We start from the raw sequence: 18,497 nt of genomic DNA, 5'->3' as shown, positions 1-18,497 counted from the left end.
ATACTCACACGCGTCATTAAACCAATCATAACTACTTACAATCTAGTACATCGAAGCGTTCTCTGCATTGGAGTCAATGCAAAAATAATGAAATCAGCTAATAATTGGGTACGTCTCGTGTGTAGTCTGGAGCTAAAAACAGTGGCGAGGTGATAATCATATCCGCACTCGACCTGTTGCAGGCAACGGGAACATTCCACACCGAGCACAACCGCAGCAATGCTTTCACATCGGGATCGTGTGGCGCTGGATTTAATGGGTCCCAAAAAAAGAATAAAGCATCTAGTTTATTATCAGCGATTAGCGCGCCTATTTGTTGGTCCCCTCCAAGCGGGCCGCTTTTAAAGCGATGAATACTCAAACCGGTTTTATCGGCCAATAATCCTCCGGTAGTTCCTGTTGCGACTAACTGACACTGCCCCAGTCGACTAACATTCGCCTCCACCCAAGCCAGTAAATCGGATTTTTTGTGGTCATGGGCAACCAGCGCCACAGTTGGTTCTTGCATGCTATTTACTCATTTAATTGTGGATTTATGTTCATAGTGCCATGCCTATCGTTAGATAGCGACGGGCATTCAGGCTATAAAAATGCACTTTTAATGAATTTTTATTCTTTTTTATTTCATATTTATTCTGATTGTTGTATTCTTTGCGTGGAATCAATTTGCTCTAATTTGAATACGATGAAAAGGCATTTATCTGTAACACTAAAATACTCCCTGACTAGCCAAGAATCACTTAAATTGCGATGTAAGTAAATCTCATTGGCACCTTTTTATCTTTGCTTGTGGCACTGTTCTGTTGGAACAACAAGCAAAGATAAAAAGTTCTTTTAATTCCAACGAAATGAATAAAAATGAAAGTATGCATTATTGGAGCTAGTGGTTATACCGGCGCTGAGCTTGCGCGGTTAGTTAATAACCATCCACAATTTGAATTAGAGCAACTTTGCGTCAGTGAAAACAGCGCAGATGCAAACAAACGGTTGAGTGAGCTGTATCCAGCTCTGCAAGGCTGTGTCGATTTCCCTCTCATTCCTATTGGAATGCCAGACTTAACTCAGTTAAGTAACGACTTTGACATTATTTTCCTCGCAACGCCCCATGAAGCAAGCCATGATTGGGTCGGTACGCTATTGCAAGGGAGAGCCAAAGTATTTGACCTTAGCGGTGCGTTTCGCTTGCAAGACCGTCAGGTTTTTGAGCACCATTATGGTTTTCCTCATGCACACCCCAACACGCTATGCAAAGCCGTATACGGATTGGCAGAGTGGTATGCCTCTGACATCGCACGGGCTAGTTTAATCGCGGTTCCTGGGTGTTACCCCACAGCCTCGCTACTGGCCACCAAACCGCTGATGCAAGCTGAATTGCTTGATGCGGCGCATTACCCGATTATCAATGCTGTTTCCGGGGTTAGTGGTGCTGGTCGCAAAGCCGCGCTAAACACGAGTTTTTGCGAGGTCAGTCTGCAGGCCTACGGGATCCTTTCGCACCGCCACACACCTGAAATCAGCGCCTATTTAGGCTCACCAGTGATTTTTACGCCGCACTTGGGTAATTTTAAACGCGGCATTCTTGCGACTGTAACGTGCAAATTAAAATACGGCGTTACCGAAGCACAAGTGAATGACGCATTCAGCCAGGCATACCAACAAAGTAGTCTGGTTAGACTCAGAACACAGGCGCCCAAAATTGACGACGTGGTTCATCAAGCATTTGCCGATATTCACTGGCAATACTCTGCACAGAACGGGTATGTGGTTATAAGCTGCGCCATTGATAACCTGTTAAAAGGTGCCGCGAGTCAGGCCATGCAATGCGCTAACCTCGTCTTTGGTTTGCCTGATTGGGTTGGGTTAGTCGCCCATCAAGGTGGCCACCATGAGTGAGCCTGTAGTTATCAAGGTAGGTGGTGCGTTGTTGGAGAATACTGCTGCACTTAGTAGCTTTATTCAAGCGATTGAACAAATTGCGGCTGCGCGCGCGGTTGTCATTGTGCACGGCGGCGGTAACGGTGTTGAAGCCTTGTTGGCGAAGCTAGGCTTTCAATCTGAAAAACACCAAGGCTTGCGAGTCACGCCAGATGAACAAATGCCGTATATCGCCGGAGCGCTGGCCGGCACAGCCAATCGACAACTCTGTGCAATCGCTAAGCAACAAGGATTACGCCCTGTAGGCTTAAGTTTATTCGATGGAAATAGTATTGAATGTGTTGCCATCTCTGCTGCACTGCACGCGGTAGGTAAAGCAACACCGAACGATCCTGAACTGCTGTTAGGATTGCTTGAGAAGGGTTACGTACCGATCGTGAGTTCAATTGGATGCAACACTGAGGGTCGGCTGTTAAATGTTAACGCGGATCAGGCTGCCACTGCCGTGGCTGAGCTGTTAAATGCTGATTTATACCTACTTTCTGATGTGACCGCCGTTTTGGATGATAACAACAAGCCGCTCACTCAGTTATCAGCAACACAAATTCAAGTGTTGGTCGCCAATCAAACCATCAAAGATGGCATGTTGGTCAAAGTCAATGCGGCACTACAAGCCGCTAATCACCTCGGCAAGCCGGTAACCATCGGTAGTTGGGCGGATACCGGATCCTTGATTGCTAATGCGACTCAGCAAAATCATACGCCTTTTGGCACTCAAATCATCCCGCACACTTTAGGTTAATGCGAAATGACAAAGAAAAGCTTACTCACATTTTATGACTGGCAACCAGCTCAGGCGGAAAGACTACTCGCACTGGCGTTGCAGGTAAAACAAAATCCACACCAGTATGCAACTGCTCTGGCGGGGAAATCCATCATTGCGTTATTTGAGAAGCCATCGTTACGTACCCGCGTCAGCTTTGATATTGGTATTAACAAGCTGGGTGGACACCTAGTGTATCTAGACAGTCAATCAAACAATCTGGCAGGCCGCGAAGACATTAAAGATATGGGCGCAAACTTTGCCTGTTGGGCCGACGCAATTATTGCCCGGGTATTCAAACACGAAACGTTAGAAACCTTGGATGCAGCGGCAAAAGTGCCGGTAGTTAATGCATTGTGTGATCGGTTTCATCCTTGCCAAGCCATGGCCGACTACCTCAGCGTGCTTGAAACCTATGGTAGTGTAAAAGGTCGCACGCTTGCTTACGTCGGCGATGGCAACAACGTGACGCATTCGCTCTTACTTCTTGGCGCGTTACTAGGTTGCAATCAGTGGGTAGTGACCCCGCCCGGTTTTGAAGTCGATACTGATATTCTGGCCAAAGCGCAAAGCATTGCACAACAAACTGGCTGTGACATAACGGTCACGACAGATATCAATGCGCTAGCGAATAGCAGCAACTCGATAGATGTCATCTATACTGATACCTGGCTGTCAATGGGGGATAACACGCCACTGGCTGAAATAAAACAGACTTTTATGCCTTATCAAGTCAATGAAGCATTAATGTCACTCAGTGGCGCAAAGCATGTGATGCATTGTCAGCCAGCGCACCGGGACTTAGAAATCAGCGGTTCGTTGATGGACAGCGAAGCATCACTATTGATGCTCCAAGCAGAGAACCGCATGCATGCACAAAATGCAATTTTAATCGAATTACTCGCAACAACAGAAGGTTAGGACAAATTTTCATGAGCGCAATCAAAAAAGTGGTATTGGCTTACTCCGGCGGTTTAGATACTTCAGCGATTATTCCGTGGCTGCGTGAGAACTATGCCTGCGAAGTGGTCGCATTCGCCGCAGACGTGGGGCAAGGCGATGAAGAATTGGAAGGCTTACATGCTAAGGCAATCGCGTCCGGCGCTAGCGAATGCTATATCGTCGATTTAAAGGAAGAATTTGTCAGTGATTTTATCTTCCCCACGATAACGACCGGCGCCGTATACGAAGGCGAATACCTATTGGGCACATCGATGGCGCGCCCAGTCATCGCTAAAGCCCAAGTCGAAATTGCCCGCAAGGTCGGTGCCGACGCGCTGTGTCATGGCTGCACAGGCAAAGGGAATGATCAAGTGCGCTTTGAAAGTACCTTTGCCGCACTGGCGCCTGATTTAACCGTCATCGCACCCTGGCGCGAGTGGGACATGGTATCGCGAGAAGATTTATTGGCCTACTTGGCAGAGCGTGACATTAAAACGTCAGCGTCGGCGACCAAGATTTATAGTCGCGATGCCAATGCTTGGCATATTTCGCATGAAGGTGGTGAATTAGAAGATCCTTGGTGTGAGCCCAGTGACCAAGTATGGACTCTCACGACCGCTCCCGAACAAGCGCCCGATGAGCCGGGGCGAGTGACGCTGAGTTTTGAGCAGGGTCGTTTGACTAAAGTCGATGGCGAAGCATTATCGCCTTATCAAGCGCTGGTGAAGTTAAATGAAATTGCCGCTCCGCATGGCGTTGGGCGCATTGATATTGTTGAGAACCGTTTAGTCGGCATGAAGTCCCGCGGTTGCTATGAAACTCCTGGAGGCACGGTTTTACTTAAAGCCTACAAAGCATTGGAAACACTTGTGCTCGATAAGGCCGCGCTCAAGTACCGCGAGCAAATCGGCTTGGAATTTTCCCACGTCATGTATGACGGGCGTTGGTTTACCGCGCTCAATGATGCACTTTTAGCAGGGGCACAAAGCTTTGCTCAACAAGTCACTGGCGACATCGTTGTGAAACTCTACAAAGGTCAAGCGACAGTCGTGCAGCGGCGCTCACCCAACAGCTTGTATTCTGAGGATTTTGCAACCTTTGGTGCAGATACCGTGTATGACCAAAGTCACGCTGAGGGCTTTATTCGTTTATTCAGCTTGTCCAGCCGGATCAAGGCATTGAAAAACCAAGCGCAGAAGGACTAACGCAATGGCACTATGGGGAGGCCGTTTTACGGGCCAAGCAAGCCAAATGTTCAAACAAGTCAATGACAGTTTGCCGTTTGATCAAGTGATGGTAAGCGAGGATATTACCGGCTCTATGGCTTGGGCCAATGCGATTCATAAAGCCGGAGTGCTTAGCGCCGACGAACATAAATTGTTAATCGCTGCGCTACAGGAGCTACTGGAGGAAGCCGAACAAGGCAAATTGGAATTTGCCACGAGTCAGGAAGAAGATATTCACAGTTTCATCGAATCCGCGCTTATTGAGCGGGTCGGAGATATTGGTAAAAAACTTCACACCGGACGTAGCCGCAACGACCAGGTGGCCACCGATTTCCGCCTTTGGTGTCGGAGCCATATCACAGCACTGAGTCAGGATATATTGCACTTGATCCAAGCGTTGTTGCATTGTGCTGGGCGTAATCAAGCGGTTATTTTACCTGGTTATACGCACCTCCAGCGCGCGCAACCCGTGCGCTTCCCCCATTGGTGCTTAGCCTATGTAGAAATGCTTAAGCGCGATCTTAGCCGCTTACAAGATGCCCAAGAGCGATTGAATCAATCGCCGTTGGGTTGCGGCGCCCTCGCCGGTACAACCTACCCCGTCGACCGTCAGGCGATTGCTGACGAACTAGGATTCAGCAGTCCTTGTCTGAACAGTCTTGACGCTGTGTCTGATCGCGACTTCGTATTGGAATTACTGTTTTGTGCCTCCACCAGCATGATGCATTTGAGTCGAATGGCGGAAGATCTCATTTTTTACAATTCTGGCGAAGCTGGATTCACTCAATTGTCAGACGATGTGACCTCAGGTTCATCATTGATGCCACAAAAGAAGAATCCAGATGCCTTAGAGTTGATGCGAGGTAAATGTGGCCGCGTGTTCGGGCATTTGCAAGGGCTTTTAGTCACAATGAAAGGGCTCCCTTTAGCCTACAACAAAGATATGCAGGAAGACAAAGAAGGTGCCATGGATGCCGTTAAACAATGGCATATCTGTTTGTCCATTGGCGTTGAAGTACTCAATGGCTTGAGCTTAAACGAGGAACGCTGCCGCAAGGCCGCGCAGCAAGGGTTTGCCAATGCGACCGAGCTTGCAGACTATTTGGTTGATAAAGGGATCCCCTTCCGTACGGCGCATGATCTGGCGGGCAAGGCGGTATTACTCGCGATTGAACAAAAATGTGCGATTGAGGACTTAGCGCTTACTCAATTAAAAACCATTGCTTGCGAAATTGAAGAGGATGTATACCCAGTATTAATGCTCGACTACCTAGTGGATAAACGTAGCATTCTGGGTGGTACTGGCACTGTACCGGTTAACGATGCGTTGTTCGCCGCACATGCTTGGTTAGATGAACAGTTAGATGCTGAGAAATAAACATGGCCATCAGTGATAAAGACAGTGTTCGTTTATTTCGTAGCTCTGCGCCCTACATCAATGCACACCGCGGTAAAACCTTTGTATTGATGTTTGGGGGCGAAGCAATTGAGCATGATAATTTCGCCAATATCATTCATGATATCGGATTGCTATCCAGTCTGGGGATTCGCCTTGTATTGGTCCATGGCGCGCGCCCTCAAATCGATCAACGTGTGGCATTGCGTGGCATGGATGGGCGCTTTGAATTCGACACACGGGTTACTGATAAAGCGACCCTTGAGTGCGTAAAGGATGCTGCTGGCTCGGTGCGTTCGCACATTGAAGCGTTATTAACCATGGGGTTACCCAACTCACCTATGCACGGCGCGCAGATCCGTGTTTGCTCCGGCAACTTAGTGGTTGCCAAACCCATGGGTGTGCGTGACGGCATTGATTTTGAAAATACCGGATTAGTGCGGCGTATTGACGTTGACGGCATTAACGATCACCTCAACGATGGTTCGATTGTTTTGTTATCTCCCATGGGATACTCCCCCACCGGCGAAGTGTTTAATTTGTCCCATGAAGATGTTGCCACACAAGCCGCGATAGCTTTGAAGGCAGACAAGCTGATAGTGTTCTCCCATTGGTCAGGCGTAGTCGACAAAGAAGGGAAATTATTGCGTACCTTGGAGCTTGAGCAACTGCGCCAAATGATCAGCGCCGAACAGATTGAAACCGAAGCCAGCGTGTTGCGTGCACTGACTACAAGCGTGTCGCAAGATGTACCGCGCGCCCACTGCATCAGTTATGAGAAAGACGGCGCACTACTCGAAGAACTCTTTACCCGCGATGGCACAGGCTCCCTCGTTTTGCGTAACCACTATGAACAGCTGCGCCGTGCAACTATTGAAGATGTTGGCGGCATCTTACGTTTAATCAAACCTTTGGAAGAAAGCGGTGTTTTAGTTAAACGGTCGCGCGAACGCTTGGAAAGTGAGATAGAACACTTCAGTGTGATTGAGCGCGATGGCATGATCATTGGCTGTGCCGCGATATACGTGTACCCCGATGATGCTTGTGCCGAGTTAGCATGTGTTGCAACCCATCATGAATATCGCGGTAAGAATCGCGGCGAACGCTTACTGGAAGAAGTGATTAAATTCGCTAAGTTACAAGGTATTGAGCGCTTATTTGTGTTAACCACAGTCACCGCGCATTGGTTTTTAGAGCAGGGCTTTAAACCAGCCGACTTAGATAATTTGCCGGCACAAAAGAAAGAGCTGTATAACTTTCAACGCAACTCTAAGGTGTTTGAACTAGTGATCAGTTAGTGGCCCGTTTATTCGGCCTTTTTATTTAACGCTTATCCTGCGTAAAAGGTTTTATCGAGCGGCAATTGATGCTTTTGTGCCCATTGCTCCAGTTCGTCTTCGGTCTGCACGCGTTCAGGGGCAAAGTTGTACTCGTTAAAAAAGTCTTCGAGATGCTGACCTTGTTCGGGATGATTAACAATCCAAGCTTCAGCTACCTGATTGCGGCGTTGAATATCAATCACGTAACCGCTGTTTTTCCCTGCAATCTCTGGCGCAACGAACCACTGGCGTAGATCGGCAATCAAGCCCCATGTCTGACCGCGCATGGCACGTATGTTTTCAATTAACTCTGATAAATATGCCAAGTCAATAGCCGTCGTCCATTGGCCACTCAAGCGCACGTATATCATGCGCGGCGTCCGTTTGATGGAATAGGATGGACTACTCATGCTCGGGCACAAATGCAACACAATAATGATCAGGGAAACTGGCCCCCAATTTCTCAGCGAACACTTTACAGCGCACGGTTTTTTGGGATTTTGTCATAATATTGACTTTCATCATCACATGCTCTTCCTTACTTAAATGCATGGTTTCCAATGCCAGTTCCCACTGCCGCTCAACAACAATCTGATACTCAGGATCCGGGTAGGCATTGAACCACCATGCTTGTTTGTCCGGAATATCTTCGAGCGTCCAGCCAAAGAGCGACTCAAACGCTGGATTTACATAGACACATCGATGATTTAAATCATCGCCAACCGCGTTAGCTATTAATACTGGGGTAGGTATTACTTTTACAATACTGGTCGTGAAATCAGCCATTATCGCCCTCTAGCTAGCACTCTCATTTCTGCAGGATAGCGCAGCATGCATCGTTATGCGAGGGGTAAGCGTAAGACACGATAAATTCGCGATTTTGTTGAACGCCAATGATTTTTGGGTTCATGCGGTGCTAACGCAAAAACATTCTGTATTTCGTTATCTGACAACTGTGCTGGAGCCGCATGCGCAAAGTATAGCGTTGCGTTTTTTAAAGCGGCAATCCGCTCCAATGAACGCTTGTATTGATTTGGGTGGCACACTGGGTAAGGTGGGACATATCGATTTTTAACCCTAACGATTAGGTCAGCAATATAGACTTGCTGTGACGGCGTGTGCAACAGAGATAAATCATGATCCGTATGCCCCGGCGTATGTAATACCTGCCATTCTGGAAAACCCGGGATTGACTGATAGTCTTTGACAAGTTCATCGGGACGTAACACGGCAGAGTACCAAATACTCTTGCGCGGTTTACCGAGTCGTCCGGCAACCCAAAGCGCTAACCCTATATCAATTATGTGAGCTAGACGACCGCCCAATCCCGTGTACCAACGTGCTGCTTTGGGGTGCGCGAAAATACGACACCCCGTGAGCTCTCTGAGCTTATGCGCCCCACCCGCATGATCCGGATGCATATGGGTAACTACTAATGCAATAAGATCGGACACCGGACGCTGTAACTTCTGCTCGATAAATTCAGTGACGCGCCGAACGTCGGCTTGGCTACAACCATCAAGTAATAGCAAGCCATGAGCATACTCAACCAGATAGATATTCTGAATATAACCTTTGAGTTTGTGTATGTGCATGGCTTAAAGCTAAATACTGACCCGTTTATATGGACGGTACTGAGCTTGCCAGAAGTTGCGCTCTATCGCAGCGTGCAACATTTCATCGGATTGTTCTAGCGCTAATCCCTGCTCAACAGCGACTTTGGCGACTGCAAAGGCGATCTTTTTACTCAACTCTGCGATTGTCGTCAGTGGCGGAAGCAGTTCATTCCCTTGACCAAGCGCTAAAGGAGACGCATCGGCTAGGGCGTTACTGGTCGCCATTAGCATTTCGTCGCTGATCAATTTAGCTTTACTGGCGATAACGCCAAGGCCAATACCTGGGAAGATATAACTATTGTTGCACTGCGCTATTGGGAATAATTTACCTGCATACTCAACCGGCTTAAATGGGCTACCTGTCGCGATAATTACGTTTCCTTCAGTCCACTCGACGACTTGCTCAGGACGCGCCTCAACCTGCCTTGAAGGATTGCTCAATGGAAAGATTATCGGTTGTGGACAATGTTTAGCCATAGCGCGAATAACTTGCTCAGTAAACAAACCTGGCTGACCCGACACACCAATCAACACATCAGGTTTCGCACAGTTAACAACATCCAATAAACTTGCATAATCGCCGCTGTAACTCCAGTCAGCAAGCTGTTCGGTAGATTGCTGCAAACGAGCTTGAAAATCCCGTAAACCCTGCATTCCTTCAGTTAGTAGACCAAAACGGTCGACCATGAAAATTTGTTGCCTTGCCTGCGCGTCGCTTATCCCCTCGCTAACCATTTGTTGAATGAGCATTTCCGCAATCCCGCAACCGGCAGATCCGGCCCCGACAAACACCACTTTCATCTCTGATAGCTTTGCCTGTTTGACCCGACACGCGGCCAAAATTGTTCCTAAAGTGACCGCAGCAGTGCCTTGAATATCATCGTTAAAACAACACACCTTGTCGCGGTAACGCGTTAACAGCGGCATTGCATTCGGTTGAGCAAAGTCTTCAAACTGCAGCATAGCCTCTGGCCAACGGCGTTTGACCGCAGCAATAAATAGCTCTACAAACTCATCATATTCAGCCTGTCCGATACGTGGGTGACGCGAGCCCATGTACATTGGATCATCCAATAATTTCTGGTTATTGGTGCCCACATCAAGCATAACTGGCAGCGTGTAAGCTGGGCTAATCCCACCACAGGCGGTATATAGTGATAGCTTACCAATCGGAATTCCCATGCCACCAATCCCCTGGTCGCCAAGACCTAGAATCCGCTCTCCATCGGTCACGACAATCACTTTTACTTTACGCTTAGTTGCGTTACGCAAAATATCATCGATTTGATGACGCTCGCTGTAAGCAATAAACAACCCACGTGACGAGCGGTAAATGTCGGAAAACTGTTCGCACGCGTCACCCACGGTTGGGGTATAGATGATTGGCATCATCTCATCGATATGTTGCTGGATCAGGTTGTAAAATAACGTTTCGTTAGTATCTTGGATCGAGCGTAAATAAATATGTTTATTGAGTGGGTTTTCAAAGCTGCGGTATTGCATGTATGCACGCTCTACCTGCTCTTCAATAGTTTCGTAACGTGGCGGTAACAGTCCCGTCAGGTTAAAGGTTACACGCTCCTCCGAGCTAAATGCGCTCCCTTTATTCAATAACGGGGTCTCTAATAAAGCGGGACCTGCATGCGGGATATATAGGTGATTGTTTTTAGCCATTTGCAGTCTCTAGTTAATAATGTAAAGCTAGAAAATCTCATCATTTTCTGGCGCTGTAGTCTGTTCAGTTGCCGGATCGACAATATCCTCATCAAGTACATATTGTGTCGGCTCTGTGCCCGGAATGAAATACTCAAATAAAGTGGTGTGATCAGTTCGAGATGTCAGCAGACCAGTCGAACGGTCTACTCTGACTCGTAATATCCCATCCGGAATCGCCGTCGGTTGCTCCTCAAGATCAGCTAAAACCTGTTGCATGAAACGGATCCAAGCAGGTTGAGCGGCCTTTGCACCATCTTCTACACCCACTAGACCGTTACCAATCCAGTTATACTTTTCCGGGTTCATGTTGACCAAATTCTGATTGCGCGTGACGCGGCCCAATTGACGACTCATATCGTCAAAACCAACCCAAGACGTTGCTACCAAACCCGGAGCAAAACCGCTGAACCAAGTGTCTCGAGAATCATTGGTAGTTCCCGTTTTACCACCGATATCTGTGCGTTGCAGAATGTTTCTTGCGCGCCAACCAGTCCCTAACCAATAGGTGTTATGCGACCAACTACCATTGGCTCGCACGGCTGTGCGCATCATTTCTCGGGTTAAAAACGCATTGTGCTCAGAAACCACGCGTTCAGCTTTGAGCAGTGGCGGGGCATTCTGTTCGGTCGTTTCTGCAGTACTCAAGTCATTCCCAATAGAGGCAAATTGCTCAGCCAACAGCGCCTCGATGTCATCGCTGTCTACCTCTTTTGCGTTGAGATCTGTCACCTCTTGTTCACATGGATCGCAGGCTAGCGGAGGATTAGCTCGCCAGATTTCTTCGCCTAGCTCATTAGTAATGTGGGAAATAAAGTATGGCTGCACCAAAAACCCGCCATTAGCAAATGTCGCAAATCCCCTGGCGACCTCGAGCGGAGTGTGCGAACCGGAACCTAACGAGACGGTTTCATCACGCGGAATTTCTTCACGTTCAAAGCCAAAACGAGTTAAGTACTGAACGGTTTCGTCCAGTCCTACACCGCGCAACAAGCGCACCGACACTACGTTCTTAGAGCGACCCAATGCATAGCGCATGCGCACAGGGCCATCGTACTCAGCGGGTGAATTCTGTGGGCGCCAAGCAATTCCGCTGCTCGCGTCCCATTGATTTATCGGCGCATCGTTGATAATGCTCGCCAGCGTGTAACCACTTTCAATAGCCGCAGAGTAAACGAATGGCTTTATGTTTGAACCGACCTGACGCTTTGCTTGAGTCGCACGGTTAAACTGACTTTGATAAAAATTATAACCACCCACAACGGCCATGACAGCACCATTGTATGGATCAAGCGCCACGAACGCAGAACTAACATCAGGTATTTGCGATAATCGCCAAGCATTGTCCTGCTCTCTTACCCAAACGACTTCGCCTGGAGATAGCACATCAGCAGCCACTTGAGGATCAGCACCTTGTTTGGAATCACTAATATATTCGCGTGCCCATGCGATACCTGGCCAGTCGATACGCAGCGATTTCAATTCTCGCTCTTCTGAAACCGATAAAACTCTAACACTAGATTCGCCAACCTCAACTACAACCGCTGGGCGTAGAGGGTCAACCCAATTGATATTCAGTAAATGTTCAAGAATAACGTTCTCACTGACGGGTAATTGAATAGCTGCAGGCGTTTGCTCAATAACCTCATCCAGCATTTGCTCGTCAACGATGTCTAATGAAGTTTCTTCCAGTGGTTCCTCAGGCGCTAAGTCTGCTATTGCAACGGACTCCGAGTCACCCGGTGGTTCCGGTTCTGACTGCCAGAGCTGCCCGATAGGCCCCCGGTAACCGTGCCGTTCATCATAATCATGGATGTTGCGTATCACGGCCTCTTGTGCTGCTAACTGGAGGTGTGATGGAGTTGTGGCAAAAACCTGATAGCCTCCGGTTTCCGCTTCTTCTTTACCATAGATGCTAATCATTTCGTTGTAGATAACATCCGCTAAATAGGGCGCATCCACTTCTATTTCGGCGCCGTGTTTGCGCGCAGTGACGGGGGCTGAATTGGCCTGCTCGAACTGCTCTTGCGTGATAAATCCCTCGTCAAGCATCCGTAATAACACGATGCGCCGCCGCTCGATTGAGCGATCGGGACGACTGATTGGGTTAAGTACCGAAGGTGCCTGCGGTAATCCAGCGATAGTGGCGATTTCCGCCAAACTAAGCTCGTTAACCGACTTCCCATAATAAACTTGTGCTGCTGCGCCCACGCCGAAGGAACGGTGCCCCAACTCCACTTTATTCAGGTACAACTCAAGTATTTCGTCTTTACTTAATACTTGCTCCATATGCAGTGCAATAAAGATTTCTTTTATCTTGCGAATATAGGTTTTTTCCCGCGTAAGAAAGAAATTTCTCGCCAACTGCATAGTTAAGGTGGAAGCCCCCTGACTCTTTTCGCCAGTTAAAACCAGGTTAAGCGCTGCTCGGAAAACGCCAATAGGGTCGATCCCAATATGTTGATAAAAACGGCTATCTTCAGTCGCTAACAAGGCCTGTTTTAGCTGCTCTGGAACTTCCTCCAGCGCCAGTGGTATACGGCGCTTGACGCCGTATTGGGAGATGAGTTTGCCATCATGGGTATAGATCCGCATGGGGGTTTGTAGCTTTACCTCCTTTAGTACATCTACGCTGGGCAGTTCAGGTTTGATATAAAAATAAATACCTACAAGTCCTGCAAATCCGATGATGGACCCAACGATAAAGGTGATGAATAACGGTTTGATGTACTTCACAAAATTTCAGATTCCGAGGCAAAATCGAGGAAATGGCTTATATTATAACTAATCACAAGAATAAAATCGCTGTTGAACATTTAACCATCACAGCGGTTTTTTTGCTGTTTGTTAGTATGAGGTTTATCGGTCAATTCGACAATTACTTGTCTAGGATTATACGTAAGTGTCGATAATAGAACCATATTATTGAAAATAACGGCGTATGATGGCTTTCTCGGATTTATAGCCATGAAAACGCCAATGATGCGGAATAACGATTTAATGAAATCTCTGTTCAACAGAAGCGCTCAACCCATAATAGGGCTGGATATAGGCACTCGCTTCATTAAAGCCGTCCTGTTAGAAAAAACAGGCGACACGTACACCGTTGCTGCGCTAGCGTGTGAACCCATTAATGGGAATGCGTTTGCTGAGCGTGAGCTGAAAGACTTTGATGTGGTTAGCCAGTGCCTCAAAAAAGTAAAGCTTGGGCTTAAAAAGAAAAAGGTCAAAGACGTGGCTATTGCAGTCGCTGGCCCTTCAGTCCTGACCAAAGTTGTACAAATGCAACCTGACCAAACGGACTATCAACTGGAAGGCCAAATTGAGATTGAAGCAGATAGCTTGATCCCCTATCCACTTGAGGAAGTTTACTTAGACTTTGAAGAGTTGGGGCCAAGTAAAACCCATATGGATCAAGTCAACGTCTTACTTAGTGCGGCGCACAAAGATATCGTCGACGCTCGTGTGACCCTTATCCGCGAAATTCCATTTGAGCCTAAAATCATTGATATCGAAGGCTATGCAATGGCTAACGCAGTGACTGCGTTTCACGGTGCTGACGAGCAGTCGACTGTATGCATTAATATCGGAGCTTCTCTATTACAAGTCTCTGTGACCAAAAACGGTAACGTTGAATACAGCAAAGAACATAACTTTGGTACCGATGCACTTTTACAGGATATCTGTGCCTCGATGATGCTCGAGCGTGATGACGCGCAAAACCAATTGCTTAACGGTGAATTACCGGAAACTTGGAAGCAAGAAATACTGCCAATTTTTGCATCTAGTCTGCAACAACATATCAACCGTGCCATGCAAATGTATATCAGTGCAGCTCACGCTAATCGACCGGAAAAGCTGCTACTTAGTGGCGGAGGTGCGGTTATTACTGAGTTAGCGACGTTGCTAGAGCAGGATTTAGGTGTAGCGGTTGAGGTGTTTAACCCATTCAGTAACATGCAGTTTGCTAAGCATATCGACGTGGAGAAAGCGCTGGCTATCGGACCACAAATGGTTATTGCGGCTGGGTTAGCCAGTAGGAGTTTTAATCCATGGCACATATAAATTTACTCCCTTGGCGTGAAAAACAGCGTCAGGCCCAAAAGCAACAATACTTAGGTGCGTTATTTGTTACTGCGGTTTTTGTTGGCTTAGTGTTTTGGTTTGTTGGTGCATTTATCGACCAAAAAATTAGTCACCAAAATGCGCGGAATGATTTTTTACGTACCCAAATTGGGATTTTAGATACCCAAATTGACAAAATTAAAACGATCAAAGAAGCTAAACTCGCAATTGAACAGCGCATGGCACTCATTGAGCAACTACAAACCAGTCGTAACATCGCTCCGCGTGTATTCGATGAATTAGCGCGTATTGTGCCACCGGGCGTTGCGTTCAGAACGATGACCCGCACGGGTAACCGAATTGATATCGATGGTATCAGCGACAGCAACAACCGTTTATCCGATTTTATGCGTCGCTTGGAAACCTCAGAGGTGTTCTCAAATGGCGTGCTGTCCTCTATTGTCGCGGATACCTCATCAACCGATGCGGTCAGCGAATTTAAATTGACATTTTCTATCAGTCCGCGAGTAGCACCACAGCTACAAGTTGCGACGTCGGAGGGCAAATAACATGCAGTTTGATTTTGCCAAATTAAAAGAAATGAACGAATTGGATTTCGAAAATGTCGCCGTATGGCCGTTCGAAATCAAAACTGTCGTCGCCCTTGTTCTCGCGATTGTGGTCGGTATTTTAAGTTACAACCTAATTGTGAGTAGTAAACTCCCGCAATTGGAGCAGGCCGAATTAAAAGAGGTCGAGCTAAAACGTGAGTTTGAGGCGAAATATCGTATCGCGGTCAATCTAGAGGCCTACCAAGAACAGCTAGCGCGCATCGAAGCAGACTTCAGCTCAATGTTACGTTCATTGCCGACCAGCAATGAAACGCCTGGATTATTGGATGATATTACTTATGTGGGCACTAGCGCAGGACTCACTTTCCGTTTGCTTAATTGGCAGAATGAAGTTCCGAAAGAGTTTTATACAGAACTTCCGATTGAACTAGAAGTTAAAGGCAACTATCACGAGTTCGGTGATTTTGTGTCCTCAATCGCCGGTCTACCGCGAATCGTAACTTTGCATGATTTTGAGATTATCAGTGAATCTGATGGCCTTAAGTTACAAATGCAAGCGAAGACCTATCGTACTGCATTAACCTCGTCACCCAATGCTGGGGCTGCAACGGGAGGTGCGCAATGAAGCGTAGCAATTTAACTCTCTGTCTTACCGCCGTTGTACTGGGTTTAACGGGCTGTACAGCTGACATTAGTGACTTACAGGCGTATACACAGCAGGTTAAAGCGAATACCCAGGTACGCATTGAGCCCTATCCTGAGTTTGAAGTACAACCACCGTTTGATTATTCTGCTAATCAGTTACGCAGTCCATTTGTGCGTCCTCGCACAATTGAACAGCCAGCCGCAGAGGTGGCTAAAGCAAACTGTTTGCAACCCGATTTTGGCCGCAAGAAAGAAGCACTTGAGAATTATGGAATCGATGCTATAACCATGTCCGGAATTTTTAATGCCAATAATAAAAAGTGGGTCTTATTTAAAACCAATGATGGAGCGTTACACAAAGCTTCCTATGGTAATCATTTAGGTTTGTTTCACGGTGAGATTACTGTGATTTCAAATCAATCAGTGACAATTACTGAATTACTTCCAGATGGCGCTGGCTGTTGGCAGCGAAAAGAAACTGAATTGACTATGGCGTCATTGGCAGGAGAGAACGATAATGTCTGAGCGTTTTATCTTTAACAAGAAATTAAATCAAAACCGCGGTCGCAAGTACCTATGGATGGCAATGTCATTGGCAGTGTTTGCTGCTGCAAGCAGTGTGGGCGCAAAAGCATGGGCTCAAGATATTGAATTACTCGATCCAAACGCCGAAATCCAAAGCGTTTACAGCGCAACCCTAACCGGCATTAACTTTACACGTGGTGCCAACGGCCAAGGAATCGCCAATATTACCTTCGATTCATTGCCAAGCAACTCACAACTGATTGAATCTCAGGGCAAAGTGACGGTTACATTACCCGCGACCCGTCTGGCTGATGATCAATTCGTGAAGATTGCAGTAAATGAGTTTGGCACCCCCATCACGCATATTGAAACCTTCCAAGATGATGCCGATGCTCGTGTTGTTATAGAATATTCTGGCCAAGTCACGGCGCGCTTAAATGAACAAGAAGGTAGCTTTAGCGTCGAAGTATCTCCGCTAACCGCTGCTCAGGTGGAAGAACTTGAACAAGAGAGTACTTACACTGGCAAACCCATTTCTTTGGACTTCCAAGATGTTCCTGTACGTCAGGTGCTACAAATCATTGCACAAGTAAATGGATTTAACTTAGTGACCACAGATACAGTGACTGGCAACGTTACCATCAGCCTATCAGCTGTACCTTGGGATCAGGCCTTAGATATGATCCTGAAGATTAAAGGATTAGGGAAACGTTTAGAGGGCAATATCCTGTTAATAGCGCCTGCTGAAGAACTCACCGCACGGGAAACACAAGAGCTACAAAGCCAGCAACAAGTGCAAAGCTTAGCGCCATTAAAATCTGCCAGTATTACCGTTAACTACGCGAAAGCAGAAGGATTATCAGAAATTCTCAAAAATGGCAGTGGTGGAATTTTAAGTGACCGTGGAGTCGTTAGCGTAGACGAGCGCACTAACACGCTGCTGATCCGCGACACCCAAGAGTCTATTGATGAAGCGCGTCGTGTCGTTAAAGAGCTCGACATTCCAGTTAAGCAAGTATTGATCGAGAGCCGCATGGTAACAGTGCGCGACAATGTCGATGAAGAATTGGGTGTACGTTGGGGTTTCTCTGACCGTCAGGGAGATGATGGCGTGTCTGGTTCAATAGAAGGTGCCGATTCGATTGCCGGGGGCGTGATCCCATCTATTACGGATAGACTCAACGTTAACTTACCGGTTACTAACCCAGCAGGACGCATCGGCTTCCAAATTGCAAGTTTGGTTGACGGTACTATCTTGGACTTAGAACTGTCTGCCCTAGAGTCTGAGAATAAAGGTGAAGTGATTGCAAGCCCGCGCATTACTGTAGCTAATCAACAAGAAGCATATATTGAGCAAGGTACCGAGATCCCATACGTACAAGCGACTTCTAGCGGTGCAACGTCAGTGGAATTCAAAAAAGCCGTATTAAGTTTAAAAGTAACGCCGCATATCACTCCGGATAATCGTATTATCTTGGACTTGGTGGTAACTCAAGATACCCGCGGTGAGACAGTATCTACATCGACCGGTCCAGCGGTAGCCATCGATACACAGGAAATCAGCACACAAGTATTGGTCGAGAATGGAGAAACAGTCGTTCTGGGTGGTATTTTCCAACAAACCAATACTGACGATGTAACAAAGGTTCCGCTCATCGGTGATTTACCGGTCGTCGGAGCGTTATTTAGAAATAAATCAACAATTTACCAGAAACGTGAATTATTGATTTTTGTCACTCCTAAAATAATGAACGAAAGCCTTTAACACTAAGCATCGATT

Annotated in this window: 17 protein-coding genes; 11 read left to right on the top strand and 6 right to left on the bottom strand. The window is 47.1% G+C overall.

The window, feature by feature from the left end:
• Positions 1-97: 97 nt before the first annotated feature.
• Positions 98-508: a methylglyoxal synthase gene (locus tag CSH92_RS12855; protein WP_100658040.1), complete on the bottom strand. Its 411-nt coding sequence runs from the start codon at positions 506-508 to the stop codon at positions 98-100.
• Positions 509-858: 350 nt separating this feature from the next.
• Between CSH92_RS12855 and argC the strand changes: the two genes are divergently transcribed.
• The 6 genes from argC to argA are packed head-to-tail and all read left to right on the top strand — an operon-like array spanning position 859 to position 7,560.
• Entirely contained in the window at positions 859-1,893 is a 1,035-nt protein-coding gene (argC, locus tag CSH92_RS12850; RefSeq protein WP_100658039.1) for an N-acetyl-gamma-glutamyl-phosphate reductase, read from the top strand.
• The gene (gene argB, locus CSH92_RS12845; protein ID WP_100658038.1) at positions 1,886-2,677 is read left to right on the top strand and encodes an acetylglutamate kinase; all 792 of its coding nucleotides are present in this window, start codon (positions 1,886-1,888) and stop codon (positions 2,675-2,677) included. Before argC ends, argB begins: the two co-directional genes overlap by 8 nt.
• 6 nt (positions 2,678-2,683) lie before the next feature.
• The gene (locus tag CSH92_RS12840) at positions 2,684-3,619 is read left to right on the top strand and encodes an ornithine carbamoyltransferase (RefSeq protein ID WP_100658037.1); all 936 of its coding nucleotides are present in this window, start codon (positions 2,684-2,686) and stop codon (positions 3,617-3,619) included.
• An 11-nt stretch (positions 3,620-3,630) separates the two neighbouring features.
• A complete protein-coding gene (locus CSH92_RS12835) occupies positions 3,631-4,845 on the top strand; it encodes an argininosuccinate synthase (protein ID WP_100658036.1) in 1,215 nt (404 codons plus the stop codon).
• 4 nt (positions 4,846-4,849) lie between these two features.
• Positions 4,850-6,244 (top strand): argininosuccinate lyase, encoded by a 1,395-nt coding sequence (gene argH / locus CSH92_RS12830; protein WP_100658035.1) that lies wholly within the window; start codon positions 4,850-4,852, stop codon positions 6,242-6,244.
• 2 nt (positions 6,245-6,246) lie between these two features.
• Positions 6,247-7,560, top strand: coding sequence for an amino-acid N-acetyltransferase (argA, locus tag CSH92_RS12825; protein WP_100658034.1), 1,314 nt, complete (start codon positions 6,247-6,249; stop codon positions 7,558-7,560).
• Positions 7,561-7,592: 32 nt separating this feature from the next.
• On the opposite strand, the gene CSH92_RS12820 is transcribed toward argA, so the two are convergent.
• From CSH92_RS12820 to CSH92_RS12800, 5 genes are read right to left on the bottom strand one after another with little or no spacing between them, the layout of a single operon-like run.
• A complete protein-coding gene (locus CSH92_RS12820; RefSeq protein ID WP_124916959.1) occupies positions 7,593-7,991 on the bottom strand; it encodes a hypothetical protein in 399 nt (132 codons plus the stop codon).
• Positions 7,984-8,367: a PAS domain-containing protein gene (locus CSH92_RS12815; protein WP_100658032.1), complete on the bottom strand. Its 384-nt coding sequence runs from the start codon at positions 8,365-8,367 to the stop codon at positions 7,984-7,986. The genes CSH92_RS12820 and CSH92_RS12815 overlap by 8 nt, the downstream gene beginning before the upstream one ends.
• 53 nt (positions 8,368-8,420) lie before the next feature.
• On the bottom strand, positions 8,421-9,176 hold the full coding sequence (locus CSH92_RS12810; protein ID WP_100658031.1) for an MBL fold metallo-hydrolase: 756 nt from the start codon (positions 9,174-9,176) through the stop codon (positions 8,421-8,423).
• A 9-nt stretch (positions 9,177-9,185) separates the two neighbouring features.
• Complete coding sequence (locus CSH92_RS12805; RefSeq protein WP_100658030.1) at positions 9,186-10,871, bottom strand: NAD-dependent malic enzyme; 1,686 nt, start codon at positions 10,869-10,871, stop codon at positions 9,186-9,188.
• 27 nt (positions 10,872-10,898) lie between these two features.
• On the bottom strand, positions 10,899-13,646 hold the full coding sequence (locus tag CSH92_RS12800; RefSeq protein ID WP_100658029.1) for a penicillin-binding protein 1A: 2,748 nt from the start codon (positions 13,644-13,646) through the stop codon (positions 10,899-10,901).
• A gap of 264 nt (positions 13,647-13,910) precedes the next feature.
• Between CSH92_RS12800 and pilM the strand changes: the two genes are divergently transcribed.
• The 5 genes from pilM to CSH92_RS12775 are packed head-to-tail and all read left to right on the top strand — an operon-like array spanning position 13,911 to position 18,482.
• A complete protein-coding gene (pilM, locus tag CSH92_RS12795; protein ID WP_100658229.1) occupies positions 13,911-14,975 on the top strand; it encodes a type IV pilus assembly protein PilM in 1,065 nt (354 codons plus the stop codon).
• Positions 14,963-15,544, top strand: a complete 582-nt coding sequence (locus CSH92_RS12790) for a PilN domain-containing protein (RefSeq protein ID WP_100658028.1) — start codon at positions 14,963-14,965, stop codon at positions 15,542-15,544. Before pilM ends, CSH92_RS12790 begins: the two co-directional genes overlap by 13 nt.
• 1 nt (position 15,545) lies before the next feature.
• Positions 15,546-16,172 (top strand): type IV pilus inner membrane component PilO, encoded by a 627-nt coding sequence (locus tag CSH92_RS12785; protein ID WP_100658027.1) that lies wholly within the window; start codon positions 15,546-15,548, stop codon positions 16,170-16,172.
• Positions 16,169-16,717: a pilus assembly protein PilP gene (locus CSH92_RS12780; RefSeq protein WP_100658026.1), complete on the top strand. Its 549-nt coding sequence runs from the start codon at positions 16,169-16,171 to the stop codon at positions 16,715-16,717. Before CSH92_RS12785 ends, CSH92_RS12780 begins: the two co-directional genes overlap by 4 nt.
• Positions 16,710-18,482: a type IV pilus secretin PilQ gene (locus CSH92_RS12775; RefSeq protein WP_100658025.1), complete on the top strand. Its 1,773-nt coding sequence runs from the start codon at positions 16,710-16,712 to the stop codon at positions 18,480-18,482. Before CSH92_RS12780 ends, CSH92_RS12775 begins: the two co-directional genes overlap by 8 nt.
• Positions 18,483-18,497 lie beyond the last annotated feature (15 nt).

The sequence above is a fragment of the Neoalteromonas flava genome (genome assembly GCF_002807685.1).
GTDB classification, from domain to species: Bacteria; Pseudomonadota; Gammaproteobacteria; order Enterobacterales; family Alteromonadaceae; genus Alteromonas_E; species Alteromonas_E flava.
The sequence above is the reverse complement of the archived record's forward strand: the minus strand, read 5'-3'. Positions and strand labels throughout refer to the sequence as shown.

Coding starts and splice junctions, on each gene's coding strand:
- CSH92_RS12785 (WP_100658027.1), top strand. CDS start 15,546: ATGCAGTTTGATTTTGCCAAATTAAAAGAAATGAACGAATTGGATTTC.
- CSH92_RS12835 (WP_100658036.1), top strand. CDS start 3,631: ATGAGCGCAATCAAAAAAGTGGTATTGGCTTACTCCGGCGGTTTAGAT.
- CSH92_RS12775 (WP_100658025.1), top strand. CDS start 16,710: ATGTCTGAGCGTTTTATCTTTAACAAGAAATTAAATCAAAACCGCGGT.
- CSH92_RS12805 (WP_100658030.1), bottom strand. CDS start 10,871: ATGGCTAAAAACAATCACCTATATATCCCGCATGCAGGTCCCGCTTTA.
- CSH92_RS12820 (WP_124916959.1), bottom strand. CDS start 7,991: ATGAGTAGTCCATCCTATTCCATCAAACGGACGCCGCGCATGATATAC.
- argB (WP_100658038.1), top strand. CDS start 1,886: ATGAGTGAGCCTGTAGTTATCAAGGTAGGTGGTGCGTTGTTGGAGAAT.
- argH (WP_100658035.1), top strand. CDS start 4,850: ATGGCACTATGGGGAGGCCGTTTTACGGGCCAAGCAAGCCAAATGTTC.
- CSH92_RS12855 (WP_100658040.1), bottom strand. CDS start 508: ATGCAAGAACCAACTGTGGCGCTGGTTGCCCATGACCACAAAAAATCC.
- CSH92_RS12810 (WP_100658031.1), bottom strand. CDS start 9,176: ATGCACATACACAAACTCAAAGGTTATATTCAGAATATCTATCTGGTT.
- CSH92_RS12790 (WP_100658028.1), top strand. CDS start 14,963: ATGGCACATATAAATTTACTCCCTTGGCGTGAAAAACAGCGTCAGGCC.
- pilM (WP_100658229.1), top strand. CDS start 13,911: ATGAAATCTCTGTTCAACAGAAGCGCTCAACCCATAATAGGGCTGGAT.
- CSH92_RS12840 (WP_100658037.1), top strand. CDS start 2,684: ATGACAAAGAAAAGCTTACTCACATTTTATGACTGGCAACCAGCTCAG.
- CSH92_RS12815 (WP_100658032.1), bottom strand. CDS start 8,367: ATGGCTGATTTCACGACCAGTATTGTAAAAGTAATACCTACCCCAGTA.
- argC (WP_100658039.1), top strand. CDS start 859: ATGAAAGTATGCATTATTGGAGCTAGTGGTTATACCGGCGCTGAGCTT.
- argA (WP_100658034.1), top strand. CDS start 6,247: ATGGCCATCAGTGATAAAGACAGTGTTCGTTTATTTCGTAGCTCTGCG.
- CSH92_RS12780 (WP_100658026.1), top strand. CDS start 16,169: ATGAAGCGTAGCAATTTAACTCTCTGTCTTACCGCCGTTGTACTGGGT.